This window comes from Chitinophaga sp. 01L420, assembly GCF_056399985.1.
This window is the reverse complement of sequence record NZ_JBFTSK010000017.1, coordinates 39,295-57,356: the sequence shown is the minus strand read 5'-3', so window position 1 is coordinate 57,356 and position 18,062 is coordinate 39,295. Positions and strand designations below refer to the sequence as shown.

At 45.3% G+C, this 18,062-nt stretch carries 15 protein-coding genes; 4 read left to right on the top strand and 11 right to left on the bottom strand.

Annotated features, from left to right (window positions below):
• Nucleotides 1-58: 58 nt before the first annotated feature.
• Complete coding sequence (gene trxA / locus AC1DP6_RS17900; protein ID WP_477056063.1) at nucleotides 59-358, bottom strand: thioredoxin; 300 nt, start codon at nucleotides 356-358, stop codon at nucleotides 59-61.
• Nucleotides 359-456: 98 nt separating this feature from the next.
• Between trxA and AC1DP6_RS17895 the strand changes: the two genes are divergently transcribed.
• Complete coding sequence (locus AC1DP6_RS17895) at nucleotides 457-1,020, top strand: methyltransferase family protein (RefSeq protein ID WP_477056062.1); 564 nt, start codon at nucleotides 457-459, stop codon at nucleotides 1,018-1,020.
• A gap of 96 nt (nucleotides 1,021-1,116) precedes the next feature.
• Here AC1DP6_RS17895 and AC1DP6_RS17890 read toward each other — a convergent pair whose 3' ends face one another.
• The 5 genes from AC1DP6_RS17890 to AC1DP6_RS17870 all read right to left on the bottom strand — a co-directional run bounded on the left by AC1DP6_RS17890 (nucleotide 1,117) and on the right by AC1DP6_RS17870 (nucleotide 10,183).
• On the bottom strand, nucleotides 1,117-2,607 hold the full coding sequence (locus AC1DP6_RS17890; protein WP_477056061.1) for a RagB/SusD family nutrient uptake outer membrane protein: 1,491 nt from the start codon (nucleotides 2,605-2,607) through the stop codon (nucleotides 1,117-1,119).
• 11 nt (nucleotides 2,608-2,618) lie between these two features.
• Complete coding sequence (locus AC1DP6_RS17885) at nucleotides 2,619-5,705, bottom strand: SusC/RagA family TonB-linked outer membrane protein (protein WP_477056060.1); 3,087 nt, start codon at nucleotides 5,703-5,705, stop codon at nucleotides 2,619-2,621.
• A 440-nt stretch (nucleotides 5,706-6,145) separates the two neighbouring features.
• Nucleotides 6,146-7,861 (bottom strand): aspartate-alanine antiporter, encoded by a 1,716-nt coding sequence (gene aspT / locus AC1DP6_RS17880; RefSeq protein ID WP_477056059.1) that lies wholly within the window; start codon nucleotides 7,859-7,861, stop codon nucleotides 6,146-6,148.
• A gap of 70 nt (nucleotides 7,862-7,931) precedes the next feature.
• The gene (gene rnhA / locus AC1DP6_RS17875; protein ID WP_477056058.1) at nucleotides 7,932-8,393 is read right to left on the bottom strand and encodes a ribonuclease HI; all 462 of its coding nucleotides are present in this window, start codon (nucleotides 8,391-8,393) and stop codon (nucleotides 7,932-7,934) included.
• Nucleotides 8,394-8,545: 152 nt separating this feature from the next.
• Nucleotides 8,546-10,183, bottom strand: coding sequence for an acyl-CoA carboxylase subunit beta (locus AC1DP6_RS17870; protein WP_477056057.1), 1,638 nt, complete (start codon nucleotides 10,181-10,183; stop codon nucleotides 8,546-8,548).
• Between the two features lie 209 nt (nucleotides 10,184-10,392).
• Between AC1DP6_RS17870 and AC1DP6_RS17865 the strand changes: the two genes are divergently transcribed.
• Complete coding sequence (locus AC1DP6_RS17865; RefSeq protein ID WP_477056056.1) at nucleotides 10,393-10,851, top strand: DinB family protein; 459 nt, start codon at nucleotides 10,393-10,395, stop codon at nucleotides 10,849-10,851.
• Here AC1DP6_RS17865 and AC1DP6_RS17860 read toward each other — a convergent pair.
• The 3 genes from AC1DP6_RS17860 to AC1DP6_RS17850 form a co-directional block, all read right to left on the bottom strand.
• A complete protein-coding gene (locus AC1DP6_RS17860) occupies nucleotides 10,848-11,780 on the bottom strand; it encodes a bifunctional helix-turn-helix transcriptional regulator/GNAT family N-acetyltransferase (protein WP_477056055.1) in 933 nt (310 codons plus the stop codon). The genes AC1DP6_RS17865 and AC1DP6_RS17860 overlap by 4 nt on opposite strands.
• Before the next feature lie 243 nt (nucleotides 11,781-12,023).
• Nucleotides 12,024-12,596, bottom strand: coding sequence for a Crp/Fnr family transcriptional regulator (locus tag AC1DP6_RS17855; protein ID WP_477026383.1), 573 nt, complete (start codon nucleotides 12,594-12,596; stop codon nucleotides 12,024-12,026).
• 2 nt (nucleotides 12,597-12,598) lie between these two features.
• Nucleotides 12,599-14,017: an MFS transporter gene (locus AC1DP6_RS17850; protein WP_477056054.1), complete on the bottom strand. Its 1,419-nt coding sequence runs from the start codon at nucleotides 14,015-14,017 to the stop codon at nucleotides 12,599-12,601.
• 157 nt (nucleotides 14,018-14,174) lie between these two features.
• On the opposite strand from AC1DP6_RS17850, the gene AC1DP6_RS17845 reads away from it, so the two are divergent.
• A complete protein-coding gene (locus AC1DP6_RS17845; protein ID WP_477056053.1) occupies nucleotides 14,175-15,617 on the top strand; it encodes a sodium:solute symporter in 1,443 nt (480 codons plus the stop codon).
• Between the two features lie 48 nt (nucleotides 15,618-15,665).
• Here the strand turns inward: AC1DP6_RS17845 and AC1DP6_RS17840 are convergent, their stop codons facing one another.
• The gene (locus AC1DP6_RS17840) at nucleotides 15,666-16,637 is read right to left on the bottom strand and encodes an ion channel (RefSeq protein WP_477056052.1); all 972 of its coding nucleotides are present in this window, start codon (nucleotides 16,635-16,637) and stop codon (nucleotides 15,666-15,668) included.
• A 156-nt stretch (nucleotides 16,638-16,793) separates the two neighbouring features.
• On the opposite strand from AC1DP6_RS17840, the gene AC1DP6_RS17835 reads away from it, so the two are divergent.
• On the top strand, nucleotides 16,794-17,258 hold the full coding sequence (locus AC1DP6_RS17835; RefSeq protein WP_477056051.1) for a hypothetical protein: 465 nt from the start codon (nucleotides 16,794-16,796) through the stop codon (nucleotides 17,256-17,258).
• 82 nt (nucleotides 17,259-17,340) lie between these two features.
• On the opposite strand, the gene AC1DP6_RS17830 is transcribed toward AC1DP6_RS17835, so the two are convergent.
• Nucleotides 17,341-18,048 (bottom strand): DsbA family oxidoreductase, encoded by a 708-nt coding sequence (locus tag AC1DP6_RS17830; protein ID WP_477056050.1) that lies wholly within the window; start codon nucleotides 18,046-18,048, stop codon nucleotides 17,341-17,343.
• Nucleotides 18,049-18,062: the final 14 nt, after the last annotated feature.

Genomic DNA, 18,062 nt, shown 5'->3' with positions numbered 1-18,062 from the left:
AAGATAATATGTTAATCTCCGCTGCATTTCCTAAAAGCTAAAAGCTAATGGCTAAAAGCTACACCAGTTGCTGTTTCAGTATCGGCAAGAGCTGATGCGCCGGCACTACTCCGCTCTGACGCCAGATCAATTTCCCATTACGAAAAAGCAGTAAGGTAGGTACGCTACTGATCTGCCATTGTGCTGACAACTGCTGGTTCTTATCTATATCTATTTTAATAATCCTCAACTGATCTCCCAGCTTGTCTTTTACCTCTTTCAGAATGGGTGGTACCATCTGGCAGGGGCCACACCAGGTAGCAAAACAATCTATTAATACAGGGGTGGAAGATTGTAATATTGCTTGCAGATTTTCCATAGCACACGTTTTAATTGCGGATACAAATTACGTACCTTTTTGAAGATCAGAAAATATGGCATATATTACGCATATACTATTCTAATATCTGTCACATCATGAATTCGTTATCGTCCATTATTTACCTGGTCTGGTTTCTTTCTGAAATATTACTACATCGTATTCTCCGTGGCGGCGATAAGGCCGACAAAAAAAAGCAGGACAGAGGCAGCCTGGCATTTATCTGGATCGTAATCATTGTGTTTATAAATATCGCGGTGCTGGTGTCTATTAAAACACACTATTATATTATGCAGGGGCCGCTCATGAATCGTATAGGCTTATCCGTTATACTGCTGGGTATGTTGCTTCGCTTTATATCTATTGCACAGCTGGGACGGTTATTTACCGTGGTGGTAACCATCCGCAAGGATCATCATATCAAAAAAGACGGTTTGTACGGTTTACTACGGCATCCCTCCTACGCCGGTTCCCTGCTGTCTTTCCTTGGGTTTGGATTATCTATCAATAACTGGTTGGGATTGGCGATTGTGTTTATTCCGGTGCTGGCAGTTTTTATTTACCGGATGAATATAGAAGAAAAAATGTTGACCGAGCAATTTGGTGAAGAGTATACAGACTATATGAAACATACCAGCAGAATACTGCCCTGGATTTATTAAAATATAGGAACGACATAATTTAAAATGGGCGGTATCAAAATATGATACCGCCCATTTTTTATGTAATCGCCGGTGGTCCAATCCCGGCATTTGATTTTAGTTATTGAGATTGGGATTATTCTGTATTTCCGAAATCGGGATGGCAAACAGGTAATAATTGCTATACGGCGTAAACGCTTTGCCGTCCGGCTGTTTCAGGGTAAGATGTCCCTGACCGGCTACCTGTAAAAAAGTACCGTCTGCCCGACGTACGTTAATAATACTGTCTTCCCCGGTATAGGAAAGAAACGGCTTCCTTACTACGGTGCCGCCTGTACGAATAATATCAGACAGTGCAAACCCTTCTCCCCACAGCTCTTTTCTTCTTTCCACCAGGATAGTATCCAGCAAATTACCACCGCCTTTGTATGTAGTGGCATTACGCGCAGCACGCAGTGCATTCAGCGCCTCGGCACCTTTACCGTTATTACCGTTACGGGTATAAGCTTCCGCTTCTATCAGGTACATTTCTGCTGAACGCATCAGCACCAGGTCGCCTACGAGTGCAGTAGCATCACGGAAACGGAATTTCTTGTAGCGCAGGTAGCCTTCCTGATCAGGTAATGTATCCCAGTCAAATAAACGGAAACGTACATCTGCACTATCAAAGAAATTTTGGAAGTAAGGATCGCACATAAAGCTCTGGTAGTAAGACGCCGGCGTAGATACATCCAGGAAATGGAAATTATAACTGGCATTGCTCTGGTTAGGCGTCTGACCATGTCCCCAGATCCATTCTACGTTATTCAGGTCGCTGAATCCTTTATTATAATCGTCACCAGACATCAGGGAATAACCACTGCGCGCTGCTACCGAAGCGGTAATAGCTTGTGTCCACTGATGGTTGTAGAGATATGCCCGGGCCAATAAACCATTTGCTACATTCCCGTCAATCTTCCATTTCTGGCTCGGATTGCGCTCATAATCCTTCAGCAATGGTAATGCCTTCTCCAGGTCAGCAATCACCTGTTTATATACATCTCCGATGGTAGATTTAGGTTTTCCCACAGACGTAGCGGTAGTAGGCTCCAGGTAAATGGGCACTGCTTTTTCGGTACCGGTTCTGTTAAACTGATAATAAGAAGCAAGGGTCAGGTAGCAGTTGGCGCGCAGGGCATATGCCTGGCCTTTGATGCGCTGTTTTTTAGCGTCATCTCCGGTAGCATTATCTATTTTCGCGATGATATTATTACAGTTATCAATCACCTTATAGAGGATGGTCCAGAAAGCGGTTACACGGTTTTTGGTATTATCTACCATTTCGGTGAAACCATAAGAGTCCCTCAAACCATATGATTGTGTTACGGCAATATCACTGCCCATGGCATCGCTGGTCAGGTGAATGGATTTGTAACCGGGAACGGCATATGTAAAAAACTCTTCAAACATATAAGACCAGGTACCATTCATCACAGTTTCCACATTATCTACGGTATTGAACACCTCATCGTCTGGCACAGCATTAGTAGGCTTGGGTTCCAGGAAGTCCTTACTGCAGGATCCCAGCACAAGAGCAGCGATGATGAATATAAAAAAGTTCTTTTTCATGGTCTTGATTTTTAGAAGCTCAGGTTAATACCGGCAGATAAAGATTTGATAGCCGGATAGCGATAGTAAGTAGTACCTCCAACGGATTGCTCAGGATCCAGGCCCTTATGATTATATAAGGTGAAAAGATTTTCTCCCTGTACATAAACGAGTACATTGTTAAGATGTGCTCTCTCCATCAGTGACTTAGGGAGATTATAGCTCAGGTTCAACGTTTTCAAACGGGCGTAGCTGGCGTCATACAAAAAACGACTGGAAACGGATGTCCAGTTGGTTTGAATGGTAGTCAGCTTCGGTACATCTGTCTTCGTATTTTCCGGAGTCCAGTGGTTCAGCATTTCTGTACCGAAAGACCGTCCTGCAGAGGTTCCGGTGCCTAACAGGAACAGATAATCCTGGTCGAGTACTTTTCCACCTAAACTATAAGCAACCATAAACGACAACGAAAATCCTTTGTAGTTGAAGGTATTGGTGAAACCACCATACACATCCGGCAGGGAGGAACCTGTATAATACAGCGATGCGGAACTATAGGTACCAGTTGTACCCTTGGTACCATCTGCATTGGTAACATACCATAATGGTAAACCGGTCTTCTCATCTATACCGGCCCAATCGCGGAGCCAGAAATCATAAATAGATCTTCCTACCATCAGCTTTTTAGTGCCGCTGATAATTTCTTTTTGCGGTAATTCCGTCACCTTATTTTTATAATGGGTCGCATTGAAATCCACTACCCAGCTAAAGTCCTTTGTCTTTACCGGAACACCATGCAGGGTCACTTCATAACCTGTATTTTTCAGTGCGCCGATATTCTGTGCGATCGATCCATAGCCCAAAGAAGGAGGCAATGGTTTCAGATATAACAGGTCTTTGGATTTACGCTGGAAGAATTCCAGGGTACCGCCGAACCGGTTATCGAACATAGAATAATCCACTCCCACATTCAGATTCAGATTGGTTTCCCATTTCAGGTTCTTGTTATAAAGCACTCTGCGATAAGTACCACCTTCTCCCAGGTTACTGTTTACTTCCAGCAATGGAAGATAGTTGTAGTAAGAACCGAGGTTATCATTTCCCTGTGCACCGTAGCTGGCACGAAGCGTCAGCAGGTTAAGCCAGCTGCTGTTTTTCAGGACCTCTTCTTCCGTAACTTTCCAGGAAGCGCCTACAGACCAGAAAGTACCCCAGGCGCGATCAGGTGCAAAACGGGAAGATCTGTCGGAACGAACGGATCCTGATAAAAAGTATTTTCCCAGGTAGTCATATTCTGCACGGCCCAGGTAACTATAAAGGTTATACGTATCTGAATATCCCTGCAGATCTTTGATCAGAGAGGCATCAGACAGTTCATCAAGACCCAGCAGGGAGAAACCTGAACGTGTACCATCCATGAAGGTGTTGGTATATTTATAGGTTTCCTGTCCTGCCAACAGGTTCAGGTGATGCTTTTCATTGAATGTTTGCTCGTAAGTAAGGATGTTATTGAAAGTCCAGCTGAAAGTACGGGTAGATACTTTTTCTACTGTACCTCCTACTTCCGCATCAAAACCATACACCGGGTTGGTATAATCATGTTGATTTTGGGCGGTATAATCTGCGTTGTAGCTGGTTTTAAACTTCAGCCCTTTCCAGATAGTCGCTTCTCCAAATACACGTGCGGACACATCATCTCTGGTGTAGTTATGCTTATCTATGGCAGAAGTTCCTACCAGGTTACTGTTGGTATTGGCTGCGCTGGGGCGGTAACTACCATAGTCAAATATTTTGTTCCCTTTAGCGTCCAATATATAAGCGCCTGTAGCCCGATCCCGTTGATAAATAGGATAAAAGCTGGCCATGAGGCGACCGTAATTCACGTAGTTATCTGAGCGGCTGTCTTCTGAAGGAGGCGCCTGTTGGTCGGAGTGTGCACCACTCACGTTCAATCCAACTTTCAGCCATTTCTTGGCGTCTAATTCTACATTGCTGCGTACATTATATCTTTTAAAACCGGAGGCCAGGTAAACACCCTGATCATTGAGATAACCGCCGGAAATATAGTACCTGCTTTTTTCGGTAGCGCCACTGATGTTCAGATCGGCTTGTGTACGATGTCCGGTGCGTTGCATCGCATCATTCCAGTTATCATCCCACAATGTTTTAGCGCCTGCCACCAGTTTACCGTCTGTGCCTACCGGTTGAGGAAATGCGGTTCCGTAAGGGTTAATCCCAATTCTTCTGATAAGACTGCTGCTCGCCTGTGTAGCGGCGGTTGCGGGAGACTGACCATTGGTTAAACCGGCATTACGGAGTGCTTCCCAGTACATTTGAACGTATTGATCGGTGCTTACTTTTTCATAATCCTTTACGGCTCTCTTGGAGTAGCCCTGGCTAACACGTGCATCTATTATAGTACCCTGGCCCCGGCCTTTTTTGGTAGTGATGATAATCACCCCATTCGCCGCACGGGAACCGTACAATGCACTGGAGGCCGCATCCTTTAACACGCTGATAGACTCGATATCGGATGGATTGATGGCGCTGAGGCTACCACCATAAGGTACTCCATCCACCACATATAGCGGATCAGCAGAAGCGTTGATAGAACCAATTCCGCGAATACGGATGGTGGCATCAGCACCTGGCTGCCCGCTGCTGGAGGTGCTTTGCACACCCGCTGCCAGCCCCTGTAATGCTTTGGTGACGCTGGATACTTGTCTGTTTTCCAGTTCAGTGCCTTTGATCTGTGCAACAGAGCCCGTATAAGAGCCCTTCTTAGCAGTACCATAAGCTACTATTATTTCTACTTCACCTAAATCCTTTCCGGAAGAACGAAGTGCAATATTCAGCGGAGTATTGCTGATCAGCACTTCCTGTTGTTCCATACCGATAAATCGGATTTGTAAAGTAGTGGCTGCAGGATCATTGATCTGCAGTTTAAAATTTCCATCTGCATCACTAACGGTACCACTGGTGGTACCTTTCACTACCACAGAAGCACCTGGCAAAGGTGTATTGTCTTTTGCAGCATAAACACGTCCGGTAACGGTTCGTGTTTGTGCCCATACTGCTGTTGAACTGAATAATAGCAGTAAGAGGAGTAGTCGATGTAACATAAGTAAAATGTTGAATTGAGCAGTGATTGGTTTTTCCTGGCAATAAAAATGCTACACCTGTATTTAAACAGGCTTTACAGCGTTGAATTCCATTGTTGATTTAATACCGGTACAGTCGGAGTTCCGGGACAGTTAATGATCGTTGTAACCTGCTTGCATGCGACTGGGCTAAGCAGATAAAAATTTTCTTTTGGTTTAATTAATGCAACAACAATAGTTGTAAACAGTAAATGGTTGGGTATATTTCTCCATAAGCTTTTTCTTTAAAAACAGTTCCAAATTTATTATCCTATAATTCCTATAGACTAGTGGGCCGCAAAGCTATCATCTTTAAGAGATAAAAACAAAAGAATTGTTAAAAAAGTTGAAATAAAAATAACACATTAAAATTAATGTACAAGACAAGACTGAAATTTCTATGAAAAAAATATGATGAACGGTTAGCCTCCCTTGTGTATTAAAAGGACAATAATAACACCGGAAGTAGTGAGGGTAATATTAGCCACCGCATAAGCCACTGTATATCCGAGCGCAGGCACTTTACTATTCAGGGCGTCCTGCACCGCCAGCAAAGGGGCAGATTCATCATGCGCGCCCGCACAGGCGCCAAGACCTATAGCCGGATGGAACTTGAATACATATTTAGAGAGAAACAGCGCCACTACCATTGGCAACAGGCTTAGTACCACACCCGCCAGGAAAAGCGTTACGCCTTCTTCTTTCAATCCTTTTAAAAAGCCTTCACTGGCACTTAGTCCAACGATGGCAATGAATACATGTAAGCCCAGCTTGGTGAGTACCCATTGGGAGGCAGCGGGAATATAACCAAAACGGGGATGGAGACCACGTGCCCAGCCAAATACCAGACCGGCAATCAGTGCACCACCGCTGGTACTTAGTTCTACCGGTACATTACCCAGGCGTACACTGAGACTGCCAAACAGTGTACCTGCCACGATACCAGCTGCGAGATAAACGATATCTGTTTCCACGCCACCCCGTTCCTTATAGCCTAGCACCGCCACCGCTTTGTCCAGTTCCTGCTGAATACCTACCATTTCTACCACATCTCCTTTTTGTACAATGGTGTGTGCAGACAAAGGCATTTCGATACCGGAGCGGGTGATTTTGCGTACGCTGATGCCATGAAATTCAGGATGCCGGGTAAATTCCTTCAGTGGTTTATTATTAGCCGCCTTATTGGTGATAATCACTGAAGCTGACTGCACGGGAAAAGTCAGTAATTCCGCATCTGCCACCTCTTTACCCAGTAAGGATTCCGAAGCAATTGCCGCAGAGCGTTGACCACCGATGGCAATAATATCTCCGGGCTTAATGATAAATCCATTACTGGTTTCAAACAGTTTCCCGCTTCGTCTTACCCGCAAAATGTACAACAGTCTTTTTTTGTCATGCAGCATCTCTTCAATCTCACCTACCGTTCTGCCCTCTCCCGCCAGCTCTCCGTTGACGAGGTAGGCCCGGAACGCCACGTGATCATAGGCGTTGGTGATATTCTCCTCTCCTTCTGCACTGGCTTCCGATACCTTCGCTTCCAGCTCTTTGGTTTCTTCAATTAACTTTGCCCGGCTACCAGACATAAACCAGGGACCAATCACAGAAAGAAACCAGCTGGTGCCGGCCGTACCAAAAATATAAGTGACTGCGTAGGCGATTGGAATCTGGTTGACCAGGGTTGTTTTTTGGTCATCATTCAGATCCAGTTCATTGATGGTATTGGAAGCAACCCCTATAATAGCGGAGCAGGTATTGGCACCTGACATTAAGCCAGCGGTGGTACCGGTTTCGAAGTGCAGCAAAGAGGCAATACCCCAGCAAAAGAGTAAGCTGCTGCAACATACAATAAAGGAGAATAGTGCAATAGGTAATCCATCTTTTTTCAGGCCCTGAAAAAACTGGGGGCCTATACCATAACCTGTACAAAACAGGAAGAACAGGAAGAAGATAGATTTTGTTTCAGAAGGAATACTAATATGAAAACTGCCAATGGCAATACCCACCAGTAATACACCGGTTACCGTACCCAATGTAAAGCCTTTGATGTGTGCTTTCCCGATCAGGTAGCCAATAAGCAGGGTAAGCATCACCGCTATTTCAGGGTATTTCTGCAGCGTGTCGATAAACCAGGTGAGCATAATGAAATATTAAGTTTGCGCTTATATTACAATTATGATCACCTCTTGGTTCGGAAGGAAGAAGCTTATTCTACATCAATCCACTTTCAAATCCCTCATCAATCAGCCAGTCGCCGCTGTCGGCAGCCTGTGTAGCCAATTCATCACAGCGGTTATTGAACGGATTGCTGGCATGCCCTTTCACCCACTGCATTTTTATTTTATGCTTTTTATATAAGGGAATGAAACGTAACCAGAGGTCTTTATTCTTTTTGTCTTTAAAATTAATTTTTACCCAGCCCCATAGCCAGCCTTTTTCAATACTATCTACCACGTATTTGCTGTCTGTAAAAATAGTGACTGCCACGCCCTCTTTCTTCAGGGCTTCCAGTGCTACAATCACCGCCAGGAGTTCCATCCTGTTGTTAGTGGTTTTACGATATCCCTGCGATAATTCTTTCCTGATATTTCCCCATATCAGCACAACGCCATATCCTCCCGGGCCAGGATTGCCGCGGGATGCACCATCAGTATATACTACCAGCTCAGCCATGTTCATTTTTAAAGAAGCGCTAAGATAGATTATATTGGCATAAAGCGGAAAGCAGAAAGCAAAAAGCTATTGAAGCGAAGATAATAGCGAATAACGCTTAAAGTATCCGCTTCAATAGCTTTTTGCTTTCTGCTTTAAGCTTTCCGCTCTTTCTACACCTGAAACACACCAACATTAAATGCCTGTTCTACCGGTGCGTTGTTAGCTGCTTTGAGACCTTCCGCAATGCGCACCCGGGTGTCTGCCGGGTCGATGATATCATCTACCCACAGGCGGGATGCCGCATAATAAGGAGTGGTTTGTGCGTAATACTTATCTGTAATTTCTTTCAGCAGGCGGGCTTCTTCTTCCGGTGTAATCACCTCTCCTTTTGCTTTGAGAGATGCCACCTGAATCTGTAGTAATGTTTTGGCTGCCTGCTCTCCTCCCATCACCGCTATTTTGGCGGAAGGCCATGCATAGATAAAACGGGGATCATAGGCCTTACCACACATGGCGTAATTGCCGGCGCCATATGAATTACCTATGATGATAGTTATTTTGGGTACCACGGAGTTGGCCACTGCATTCACTAATTTGGCGCCGTCTTTAATAATTCCGGCGTGTTCACTCCTGCTGCCGACCATGAATCCGGTAACGTCCTGCAAAAATACCAGCGGAATTTTTTTCTGGTTGCAGTTCATAATAAAGCGGGCAGCTTTATCGGCGCTGTCGTTATAGATAACGCCACCCATCTGCATTTCACCTTTGCGGCTTTTTACTATTTTACGTTGATTGGCCACAATGCCCACCGCCCAGCCATCAATGCGGGCATACCCACATAAGATGGTTTTGCCATAATCCTGTTTATACTGATCAAAGGCAGATCCGTCTACCAGGCGTTCAATCACTTCCAGCATATCGTAAGGACGGGAGCTGTCTACCGGCAAAACGCTGTCCAGGTCTTCTCCTGACTTCAGCGGCATATGAGGTTCAATCCGATCAAATCCCGCGGTAGGCTGATGTCCCAGCTTACTTACAATGCGCTTTACCTGGTCGAGGCATTCTTCATCTGTTTTAAATTTATAGTCGGCTATACCTGAAATTTCTGTATGTGTAACGGCGCCGCCTAACGTATCCGCATCTACGTCTTCGCCTATCGCTGCTTTTACCAGGTAGGGGCCTGCGAGGAAAATGGAACCGTTGCCTTCTACCATCAGTACTTCATCGCTCATAATAGGCAGATACGCTCCACCAGCAACACAGCTGCCCATCACCGCTGCAATCTGTGTAATCCCCATGGCACTCATCCGTGCATTGTTGCGGAAGATGCGTCCGAAATGTTCTTTATCCGGAAATATTTCGTCCTGCATGGGCAGAAATACACCAGCACTATCTACCAGGTAGATCACCGGCAGCCTGTTTTCCATGGCAATTTCCTGCAGGCGAAGATTCTTTTTGCCGGTCATCGGAAACCAGGCACCTGCTTTCACCGTCATGTCATTCGCTACAATCATGCACTGCCGGCCACTTACGTAGCCTATTCCGCCTACAGTGCCTGCTGCAGGGCATCCACCATATTCTGCGTACATATCATAAGCTRCAAAAGCACCTATCTCTGTAAACGCAGAATCCCTGTCTATTAAATAATGAATACGTTCACGGGCAGTCAGCTTGCCGCGCTGCCGTACTTTCTCCAGGCTTTTCTTTCCTCCGCCCTGTTCTATTACTCCGAGGCGTTGTTTCATGGTGCTGATTGCCATCCGCATAGCATCTTCATTTTTGTTGTTCTCCAGTTGCTGCTGATCCATAACGATGGTTTTTTTATATTCTTTAAAAATAAGGGAAAGAATTCAGTAAATTCGAATTACGACATGGCTACCGGCCTTTGTCTTACCCACATTTAGATGATTATTATGATTAAAGGGGTTATATTCTTATTTATACAGCCGTACACCGGTTATGTAAGTACCCGTTTAAAAGAGACAAGGATATCTTTTAAAAAATAAAATCCGATCGTATGTCGTTAACGGAACATTTAGCCGCTTCACTGGAAAACCTTTACAATGGACAGCCCTGGATTGATGTTACCTTTTCCCCGCACCTATCCCGCATTGATGCGCGACAGGCAGTAAAGACGTTTGGGGAATCAAATAATATCTGGGAGATTGTCAATCATATCATATTCTGGCATCAGCGTGCGCAACGTTTTATGCATAACGAAGCCCCCGAGCAGGACGGAGATCTGCCGGATTTTTATATGCCTGAAAATCATGGAGAAGAAAACTGGCAGGCCACCATACACCGGCTGACGCATTCTTTTGAGCAGATAGCCACCACGATCCGTAAATTTCCGGAGAAGGAATTGTTCGATACTTTTCCCGGCACAGAACACATAGCTATCTATTATCTGCAGGGACTGGCAGAACATGATGCCTATCACCTGGGGCAGATTGTATTGTTACACAAATACGCTTAAAACAAATCCATATCATAGCGCTGTTCATACAGTTGTTGACCCCATAGCTGCAGGTATTTTTCACCTGTTTTGCGGAAGCCTGCATTTTTATAAAGTGCAATCGCCGTTTCCTGCATACTGGTTGTCATCAGGTATACTTTCTGATAATCTTTCTCCCGGCAGAAGACAATGGCTTCCTGTAATAATTTTTTACCCAATCCTCTGCCCCGGTAGTCCGGGTGTATCAGGAACCAGCGAAGCTGCGCCAGGTGCCTGGAAGAGCCCAGGATAGCTACAGATCCCACGATCTGATTATCTGCTATCGCCAGGAAGATGCGATCCTTGGCGGGATTATAGGTAGGTAAAAATTCGTAGAATGTTTTACATACGTATGCTTCGAACTCCAGGTTGTACCCCGATTCTTTCGCATACAGGTGTCCATGCAGGTAAATGAGGTAACCCACATCCCCTGGCTGGAGGTTATAACGGATATGGATATCCGAAACGGTTGCTCCTTCCCCGGCAGACAACACCTGTTGTATCGTTTTCATGGCGCCGGATACTTGGAGCTGTTGCTTTTCAGCCAAAGGGGCTATCAGGTGCTGAATTTCTCCGGTAGACTTTTCTTCCAGTCCTGCCAACAGTTTTTTACCGGCAGCGCTGAGGTGCAGAAAAAACGTACGGCCGTCGGCGGTAGACTGCTGTCTGTTCAGCCAACCGTTCTTTTCGAACTTCTTCAGCATGCGGCTGAGGTAACCACCATCGATCTTTAAAATATTAATTAACTCCCCTGCGGTGCATTTATTGAGCTGCCCGATTTCATAAATGACCCTTACTTCAGAGAGGGATAAGTTACTTTCCAGTATATGTTGATTGAGCAATCCGATCATGCCGGTGTAAAAGCGGTTAAAGCTTCGGATGTCGCTGACTACGGGAGATTCGTTGGCCATAGGTGATTGTTTTCCAGACAAAAGTAAATAAATACTTGACAAAAGCAAATTTATTATTTGCCTTTGTCAAGTATTTATTAATGGCCATAATTTGCCCTTTCCGGTGGTCTTTTATTCCGTTGACGATCTGTTACCAGGTGAATCGTGGCGTGCAAAACATTCGTTAGCGTGCTGCAACCGGAGTGGGCGCAACAGCCCGTCCGGTTATTGAAATCCCCTTCATCCGGTATCACCGGAGATGGGCTACGGCCGTTTTGATTTCAGGCGGCTGAGCGTTTCCTGGGAAATATTCAGGTAAGAGGCCACTAACTTATTAGGGAGCCTTTGTACGATATGCGGATTTTTGTGCAGTAGTTGCTGGTACCTTTCTCCGGCACTCTGGGTGATAAAACTCATCAATCTCCCGGTGTTTACCACGTAGGCATTTTCAAGGTAGTGACGATAAAATTTCTCCCAGCCCGGTATGGTATCCAGCAGGTAATAAAAATCGTTACGGGAGATGGCCAGCAGTTGACCCGGCAACACTGCCTGGATGAATTCATGAGAGGGCTGTTGGCCAATAAAACTCATTAATCCGCTGACAAAATTATTCTCAAATGCGAGATAGCGGGTAGCTTCCTGTCCGTTTTCATCCAAAAAATAAACCCTTACACAACCGCTGCCGACAAAAAAGATATTTTTAGCCACCTCTCCTTCCGCCAGCAGCAGCTGATTGCGGACCGTTTTCAGCGGTTTGAAATGAGACAGTATGACGCTGAGTTGCGCATCTGTTACATTTACTTTGCTGAGGATGTAGGTGGTGAGCTGTTCGTACATACTTACATGTTATTACGGTGTGCCTGCTTTCTCAGCACCAAATATATTAATAATGCGGCGATCGCCACCAGGGTAGTTGCCACCAGGAATACCACAGAGATAGCGTGCGTAATAGTTCCCTGCCGGATGAGCAAAGCAAATACAGCTCCCAGTACAGCCGTTCCCGTTATATGACCGGTAGTGCGCGACAATGATAACAACCCACTCATCAATCCCCGCTGTTCTGGTGTTGCCAACTCCATCACCGCTGTATTGTTGGGTGTTTGGAAGAAAGTAAGTCCTACCTGAATCAGCCCGATGCGCCATAAAAAGCCAAAGATACCCTGTTCAGTCCTAAGACTGCTCATCGCCAGGCAACCAGCCACCATGATGAGTACCCCTGCCTGCATTACTTTACGGGCATGAAATTTATCGGCCGCCTTACCTGCAAACACACTTAGCACCGCGGTCACCAGTGGACCAAATGACATCAGCAACCCTGTTTGTAATGGGGTATAATATCCTTCATTTGTAAGGTAAAATGGTAATAGTACCACGGTTGCCATGATGACGGTATACACCAGCCATGCAGCAATAAGACTTGCGCTCAACAAGGGATTACGAAACAGTTGCATGTTCAGAAATGGCTGGCTGACCTTTTTTTCGTAGCACACAAAGAGTACGCTGCCACCGGCAAAACCAGCCAGCAAAATCAGTACCGGCCCGCTTAGCAGCCCCTGATCCTCCATCATGGTCATGCCCATGCAATAGCAAACCAGTACCCCTGCAAGGATCAGCATCCCGGTCCAATCAGTTTGCTGCGCTCCCGCTTTGGCCACCACAGGTACGTACCGGCGCACCAGCGCATATGCCAGTATACCCAGCGGAATATTCACGAGAAACATAGACTGCCAGCCCAGCGTAGATACAAGGATGCCGCCACAGGTAGGGCCGGAAGCAATGCCCAGGGGCACCATCATTGTAAGCCATCCCATTGTTTTGCCCAATTGTGTTTTAGGTACCAGGTCGCCCGCAATAGCAAAGCTGAGTGATAAACAAAAAGCGGCGCCAACACCCTGCAAGCCCCGGAAAACGATCAGCGTACTGATACCCGGGGCCAGGCCACAGCCAAGGGAAGCGAGGGTAAACAAGCTAATACCAAACAGGTATAATTTCTTTTTACCAAAGATGTCTCCCAGACGGCCGGCACCGGCAATCAGTGCAGTAAGCGGCAGCATGTAACTAAGAACCACCCATTGTGCCGCCGCAAAAGAAGCTTGTAATTGTTTCGTTAATACCGGTAATCCAACGATGACAATACTTGTATCCAGGTTTACCATAAACAGGATCAGTGAAATTCCTATCACTGCTGCCTTCACCGGCCATGGATGGGGTTGAGGCGAATCCGCCACTGGCGGAGCATTCATTGTTAAAACAGACATATCATATTTTTTGATGCCGCAAAGATGACTTTATCCGCTTCCCTGAAAATTGATCCATGTCAATAAATGAGGGAAGCATTCCCTTCCCGCCGGAAGACAGGAAGATCATTATCTTTGCCTCTTTGCAGGAAAGTAGTATCTTGATCAAATTTGATTTATGTCGCCAGGTTTATTATTCTCATTCGTCGTTGCCTACTTTGTAATTCTCTTAGTAGTAGCATGGTACACGGGTCGTAATTCCAACAATGACTCCTTTTTTATCGGTAACCGTAACAGTAACTGGATGCTGGTTGCCTTTGGTATGATAGGTACTTCCCTCAGCGGAGTTACATTTGTAAGCGTACCGGGAGCCGTAGGAAAAGATGCCTTCTCTTACATGCAGATCACCCTTGGATATTTCATAGGATACATCACCATCGCCTATGTATTGATACCATTGTATTACCGGTTACAGCTCACCTCTATCTATAATTACCTGGATAGTCGTTTTGGCAACCGTTCTTACAAAACAGGCGCCTCCTTCTTTATTCTTTCCCGCACCCTGGGAGCTACCGCCAGGTTGTACCTGGTAGTAAGAATATTACAGGATGCTATTCTTTCCAGCTTCGGTGTTCCCTTCTGGCTTACCACGCTGATCATCCTGTTTATGATATTGCTGTATACCTATGAAGGTGGTGTTAAAACCATTGTGTATACTGATACTTTACAAACTACCTGTATGCTGGCAGGACTGGTGATTTGTGTAGGATTTATGCTGCATACCATGCACCTGAACCTGGGAGAAAGTTTCACCGCCATGCACGAGAAAGGGCTGACTACCATCTTCAATACAGATCCGGACAGCAAACTCTTTTTCCTTAAACAGATTGTGGCGGGAGCCTTCATCACCATTACCATGACCGGTTTAGATCAGGAGATGATGCAGAAAAACATCTCTGTAAAAACATTAAAAGATTCGAAAAAAAATATGGTATCGCTGGCCTTTATTATGGTGATCGTAATTGGGCTGTTTCTTTTCCTGGGTGGTTTACTTCACTTATATGGTGCCCAGCAGCAGGTAACTGTTACGGGAGATAAATTATTCCCGGAGCTGGCATTGCATCATATGCCGCCCGTGATCTCCGTTATCTTCATCATTGCACTGATCTCCGCGCTGTTCCCCAGTGCAGATGGTGCTATGACGGCGCTGACCTCCTCTCTTTGCATCGACATCCTGAACATGCAAACGAGAACTGACTGGACAGAAGAACAGAAGAAAAAATACCGTCAGCGTATACACCTGATGATGGCATTTATTTTCCTGCTGTTTGTGATGATATTTGAGTGGGTGAATAACCAGAGTATGATAGGTGTGATTCTTAAAGTAGCCACCTACACTTATGGTCCGTTGCTGGGGTTATTTGCCTTTGGTATTTTAACTAAACGCCGGGTAAACGATATGCTGGTACCGATAGTATGTGTGGCTGCTCCCCTGCTCTGCCTGGTGGTTGATCTTAATCAGTCTGCCCTCTTCGGCAGCTTCCAGATAGGATTGGAATTACTGATTATTAATGGATTATTTACCTACCTGGGATTGTTACTCATTTCCCGTAAAGCATAATTTCAAGTACTGCTGCTATGCCTTCAACAGCATAGCAGCAGCTGTTATTTACGCTTCCACAGCTACTTCTACTGCCTTTGTTTTGCTCAGATGATGTAACTCCAGTATCGTTGTTTTCCCGTTCTCACTTTCCCGGTACATTGGTACAAATTTGCGGTTATGCAAAATTTCCTGGTAGGTGTAAGAGGTACGCTGTATCACGGTATTAGCGTATACATCATTAAATCCTTTTACGGTTACATATAGTTCCACATCTGCCGTTTCCAGATCCTGTGCAGAAAATCCAAGCAGGGGGCTGTTTTCATCAATGGGATGCACCACTGTCCAATTCATTGATAATGTTTCTACCATCCTCCTCTCCAATGGCAGCGTATAAAATTTATATACCGCATTGCCATTCTCCTGTATCTGCAAACCCAGTGTTACCAGCACTTCCACATTGGTGAGCGTGTGATGTTCTTTGTAGGAAGCAAAGCGGAACATGAGGGCTGTTTTATCCTGGTAAGGAGCAATGAGTGCTTCATCGCTAAACAGCAGATGGGCCCGGGGCTTCGAAAACCGGCCATAGATAAGACCTGTAGCCACCGCAAATGAGAGGAAACCCGTCATGGCCTCAATTGCCGCTACTAGGTTTACACCATCTCCTACGGGGTTTACCCGGCCGTACCCTACTGTGGTAAAGGTTTCTGTGCTGAAGAAATAAATCTCTTTAAATCTTTCCCAGGTTGTTTGACCTATAATACCCTGGAATTGTGCTGCCCCTAACCACCAGTATATACCGGAATACAGCAGGTTGATAGAAAAATAAAAAAGCAGGATGACCACGCCAAACTGCCAGGCCGGCACGTTCAGCAATGCATGATAAATATTGAAACGGTGCATAAAGGAACGTCCTTCACGACGTATATTAAAACTCCCGTCACGATTGATAAAACGACCGCCGTAACCATTTGCATTCACGCCAAATCCGGTGTCGTCATTTTGTCTGGAAAAAGGGTTTATTCTTTTCAGAAGCGCCATAAGATCGATAATTATGGCATAAAGGTAAGAGAGAAAATCATGCTTGCCATTCAACCAAAAAATAAATATTTTATTAAAAAATATCCCTACTTTATTACCACCTTAATTCAGTCTGTTTAGTATACCCATTTTAAAACCTTCCCTAAATTTCATGTTATGCATTTAACCAAGAAGATCCCGTATTCATTGACGTTGCTGGTTGCCCTAATGACTGTTGCCTTCTCCGCCCGCTCCCAGAGCTACGTGTGTACGCTGATTAAAAACGGGCAACTAACACCGCCATCCGGAAGCGGAAGTCCCACTATTCAGTTTCACACTATTTCTTTTGCCGGAAGCGGTAATGATGCTACAGGGGTCAATGCCTTTGGGGGATATTATACATCGCCCTATAAACTGGCGTTCAATCCGCCTAATGAATCGATTACAGTAAATCTCTATTTCATTGATGTGCCTTATGGGTATCACTACTATGTAAGTGCATATGTAGATGGGGTGCTGGCTTATAAAACGCCTATGCAATTTTATTATCCGTCTATGGGTTCCAATGTACCTGTAATATTGTCGCCTGTTCCCATATCCGGCAGCGCCAGTACAGTAGAGATAAGATTAACAAATTCCTGATCCTTGTAAAAGGAAATTTATCTGACTGGTTAAGGTTAACAAAAAAAGGTTGGCTTTTAGCCAACCTTTTCCTCAAAGAAATTTATTTACAATCACCATCCGGTGTACAAACTTGTCCTGATAAGGTTTCCAGCTCTGTTACGGATTGTGTTTTCTTCCATTCTCCATATGCCTGCTCCAATGCCTGCGTAAATGCATCTACCGGTTGCGCGCCGGATACGCCATACTTACGATCCAGTACAAAAAACGGTACCCCTCTGATGCCTAGCTGCTGTGCTTCATTCACATCATTATTTACAGCAGCGGTCAGGTCGCCGGATTTCAATACCGCAGCTATTTCGGCTTTATCCAATCCTATTTCAGTACCGAGTTCCAGCAGGGTTTCGTGATTGCTCATGTCTTTGCCTTCGGTGAAGTAGGCGTAAAACAGGCGTTCTTCTGCCGCGTCGCCCAGCTGGTGCTTTTTCGCCAGTTGAATCAGGCGGTGTGCGTCAAAGGAATTAGCGATGACAGCTTTATCGAAGTTATAGGTGAGACCGGCGTCCTTAGCGGTACTGGTCATTTGTTCGTGTACCGTCAAAGACCATTCACGGGACTGCCCTTTTATTTCTGCCACATAATCGTATACATCCTTGCCTGGCTGAGATTGCAACGCAGGATTCAGTTGAAAGCTCTTCCACTCTACGGTGACGTTATCTTTTCCCGGAAATTGTTCCAATGCTGCTTCAAACCGCCGTTTGCCTATGTAGCAAAACGGACACATGATATCAGACCATATTTCTACTTTCATTATATTTTATTTAA

Bases quoted from the DNA above. Each gene is read 5' to 3' on its own strand.
- rnhA (WP_477056058.1), bottom strand. From the start codon at position 8,393: ATGGCTGAGCTGGTAGTATATACTGATGGTGCATCCCGCGGCAATCCT.
- aspT (WP_477056059.1), bottom strand. From the start codon at position 7,861: ATGCTCACCTGGTTTATCGACACGCTGCAGAAATACCCTGAAATAGCG.
- AC1DP6_RS17890 (WP_477056061.1), bottom strand. From the start codon at position 2,607: ATGAAAAAGAACTTTTTTATATTCATCATCGCTGCTCTTGTGCTGGGA.
- AC1DP6_RS17830 (WP_477056050.1), bottom strand. From the start codon at position 18,048: ATGAAAGTAGAAATATGGTCTGATATCATGTGTCCGTTTTGCTACATA.
- AC1DP6_RS17885 (WP_477056060.1), bottom strand. From the start codon at position 5,705: ATGTTACATCGACTACTCCTCTTACTGCTATTATTCAGTTCAACAGCA.
- AC1DP6_RS17865 (WP_477056056.1), top strand. From the start codon at position 10,393: ATGTCGTTAACGGAACATTTAGCCGCTTCACTGGAAAACCTTTACAAT.
- AC1DP6_RS17860 (WP_477056055.1), bottom strand. From the start codon at position 11,780: ATGGCCAACGAATCTCCCGTAGTCAGCGACATCCGAAGCTTTAACCGC.
- AC1DP6_RS17845 (WP_477056053.1), top strand. From the start codon at position 14,175: ATGTCGCCAGGTTTATTATTCTCATTCGTCGTTGCCTACTTTGTAATT.
- AC1DP6_RS17835 (WP_477056051.1), top strand. From the start codon at position 16,794: ATGCATTTAACCAAGAAGATCCCGTATTCATTGACGTTGCTGGTTGCC.
- AC1DP6_RS17850 (WP_477056054.1), bottom strand. From the start codon at position 14,017: ATGTCTGTTTTAACAATGAATGCTCCGCCAGTGGCGGATTCGCCTCAA.
- AC1DP6_RS17895 (WP_477056062.1), top strand. From the start codon at position 457: ATGAATTCGTTATCGTCCATTATTTACCTGGTCTGGTTTCTTTCTGAA.
- AC1DP6_RS17840 (WP_477056052.1), bottom strand. From the start codon at position 16,637: ATGGCGCTTCTGAAAAGAATAAACCCTTTTTCCAGACAAAATGACGAC.
- AC1DP6_RS17855 (WP_477026383.1), bottom strand. From the start codon at position 12,596: ATGTACGAACAGCTCACCACCTACATCCTCAGCAAAGTAAATGTAACA.
- trxA (WP_477056063.1), bottom strand. From the start codon at position 358: ATGGAAAATCTGCAAGCAATATTACAATCTTCCACCCCTGTATTAATA.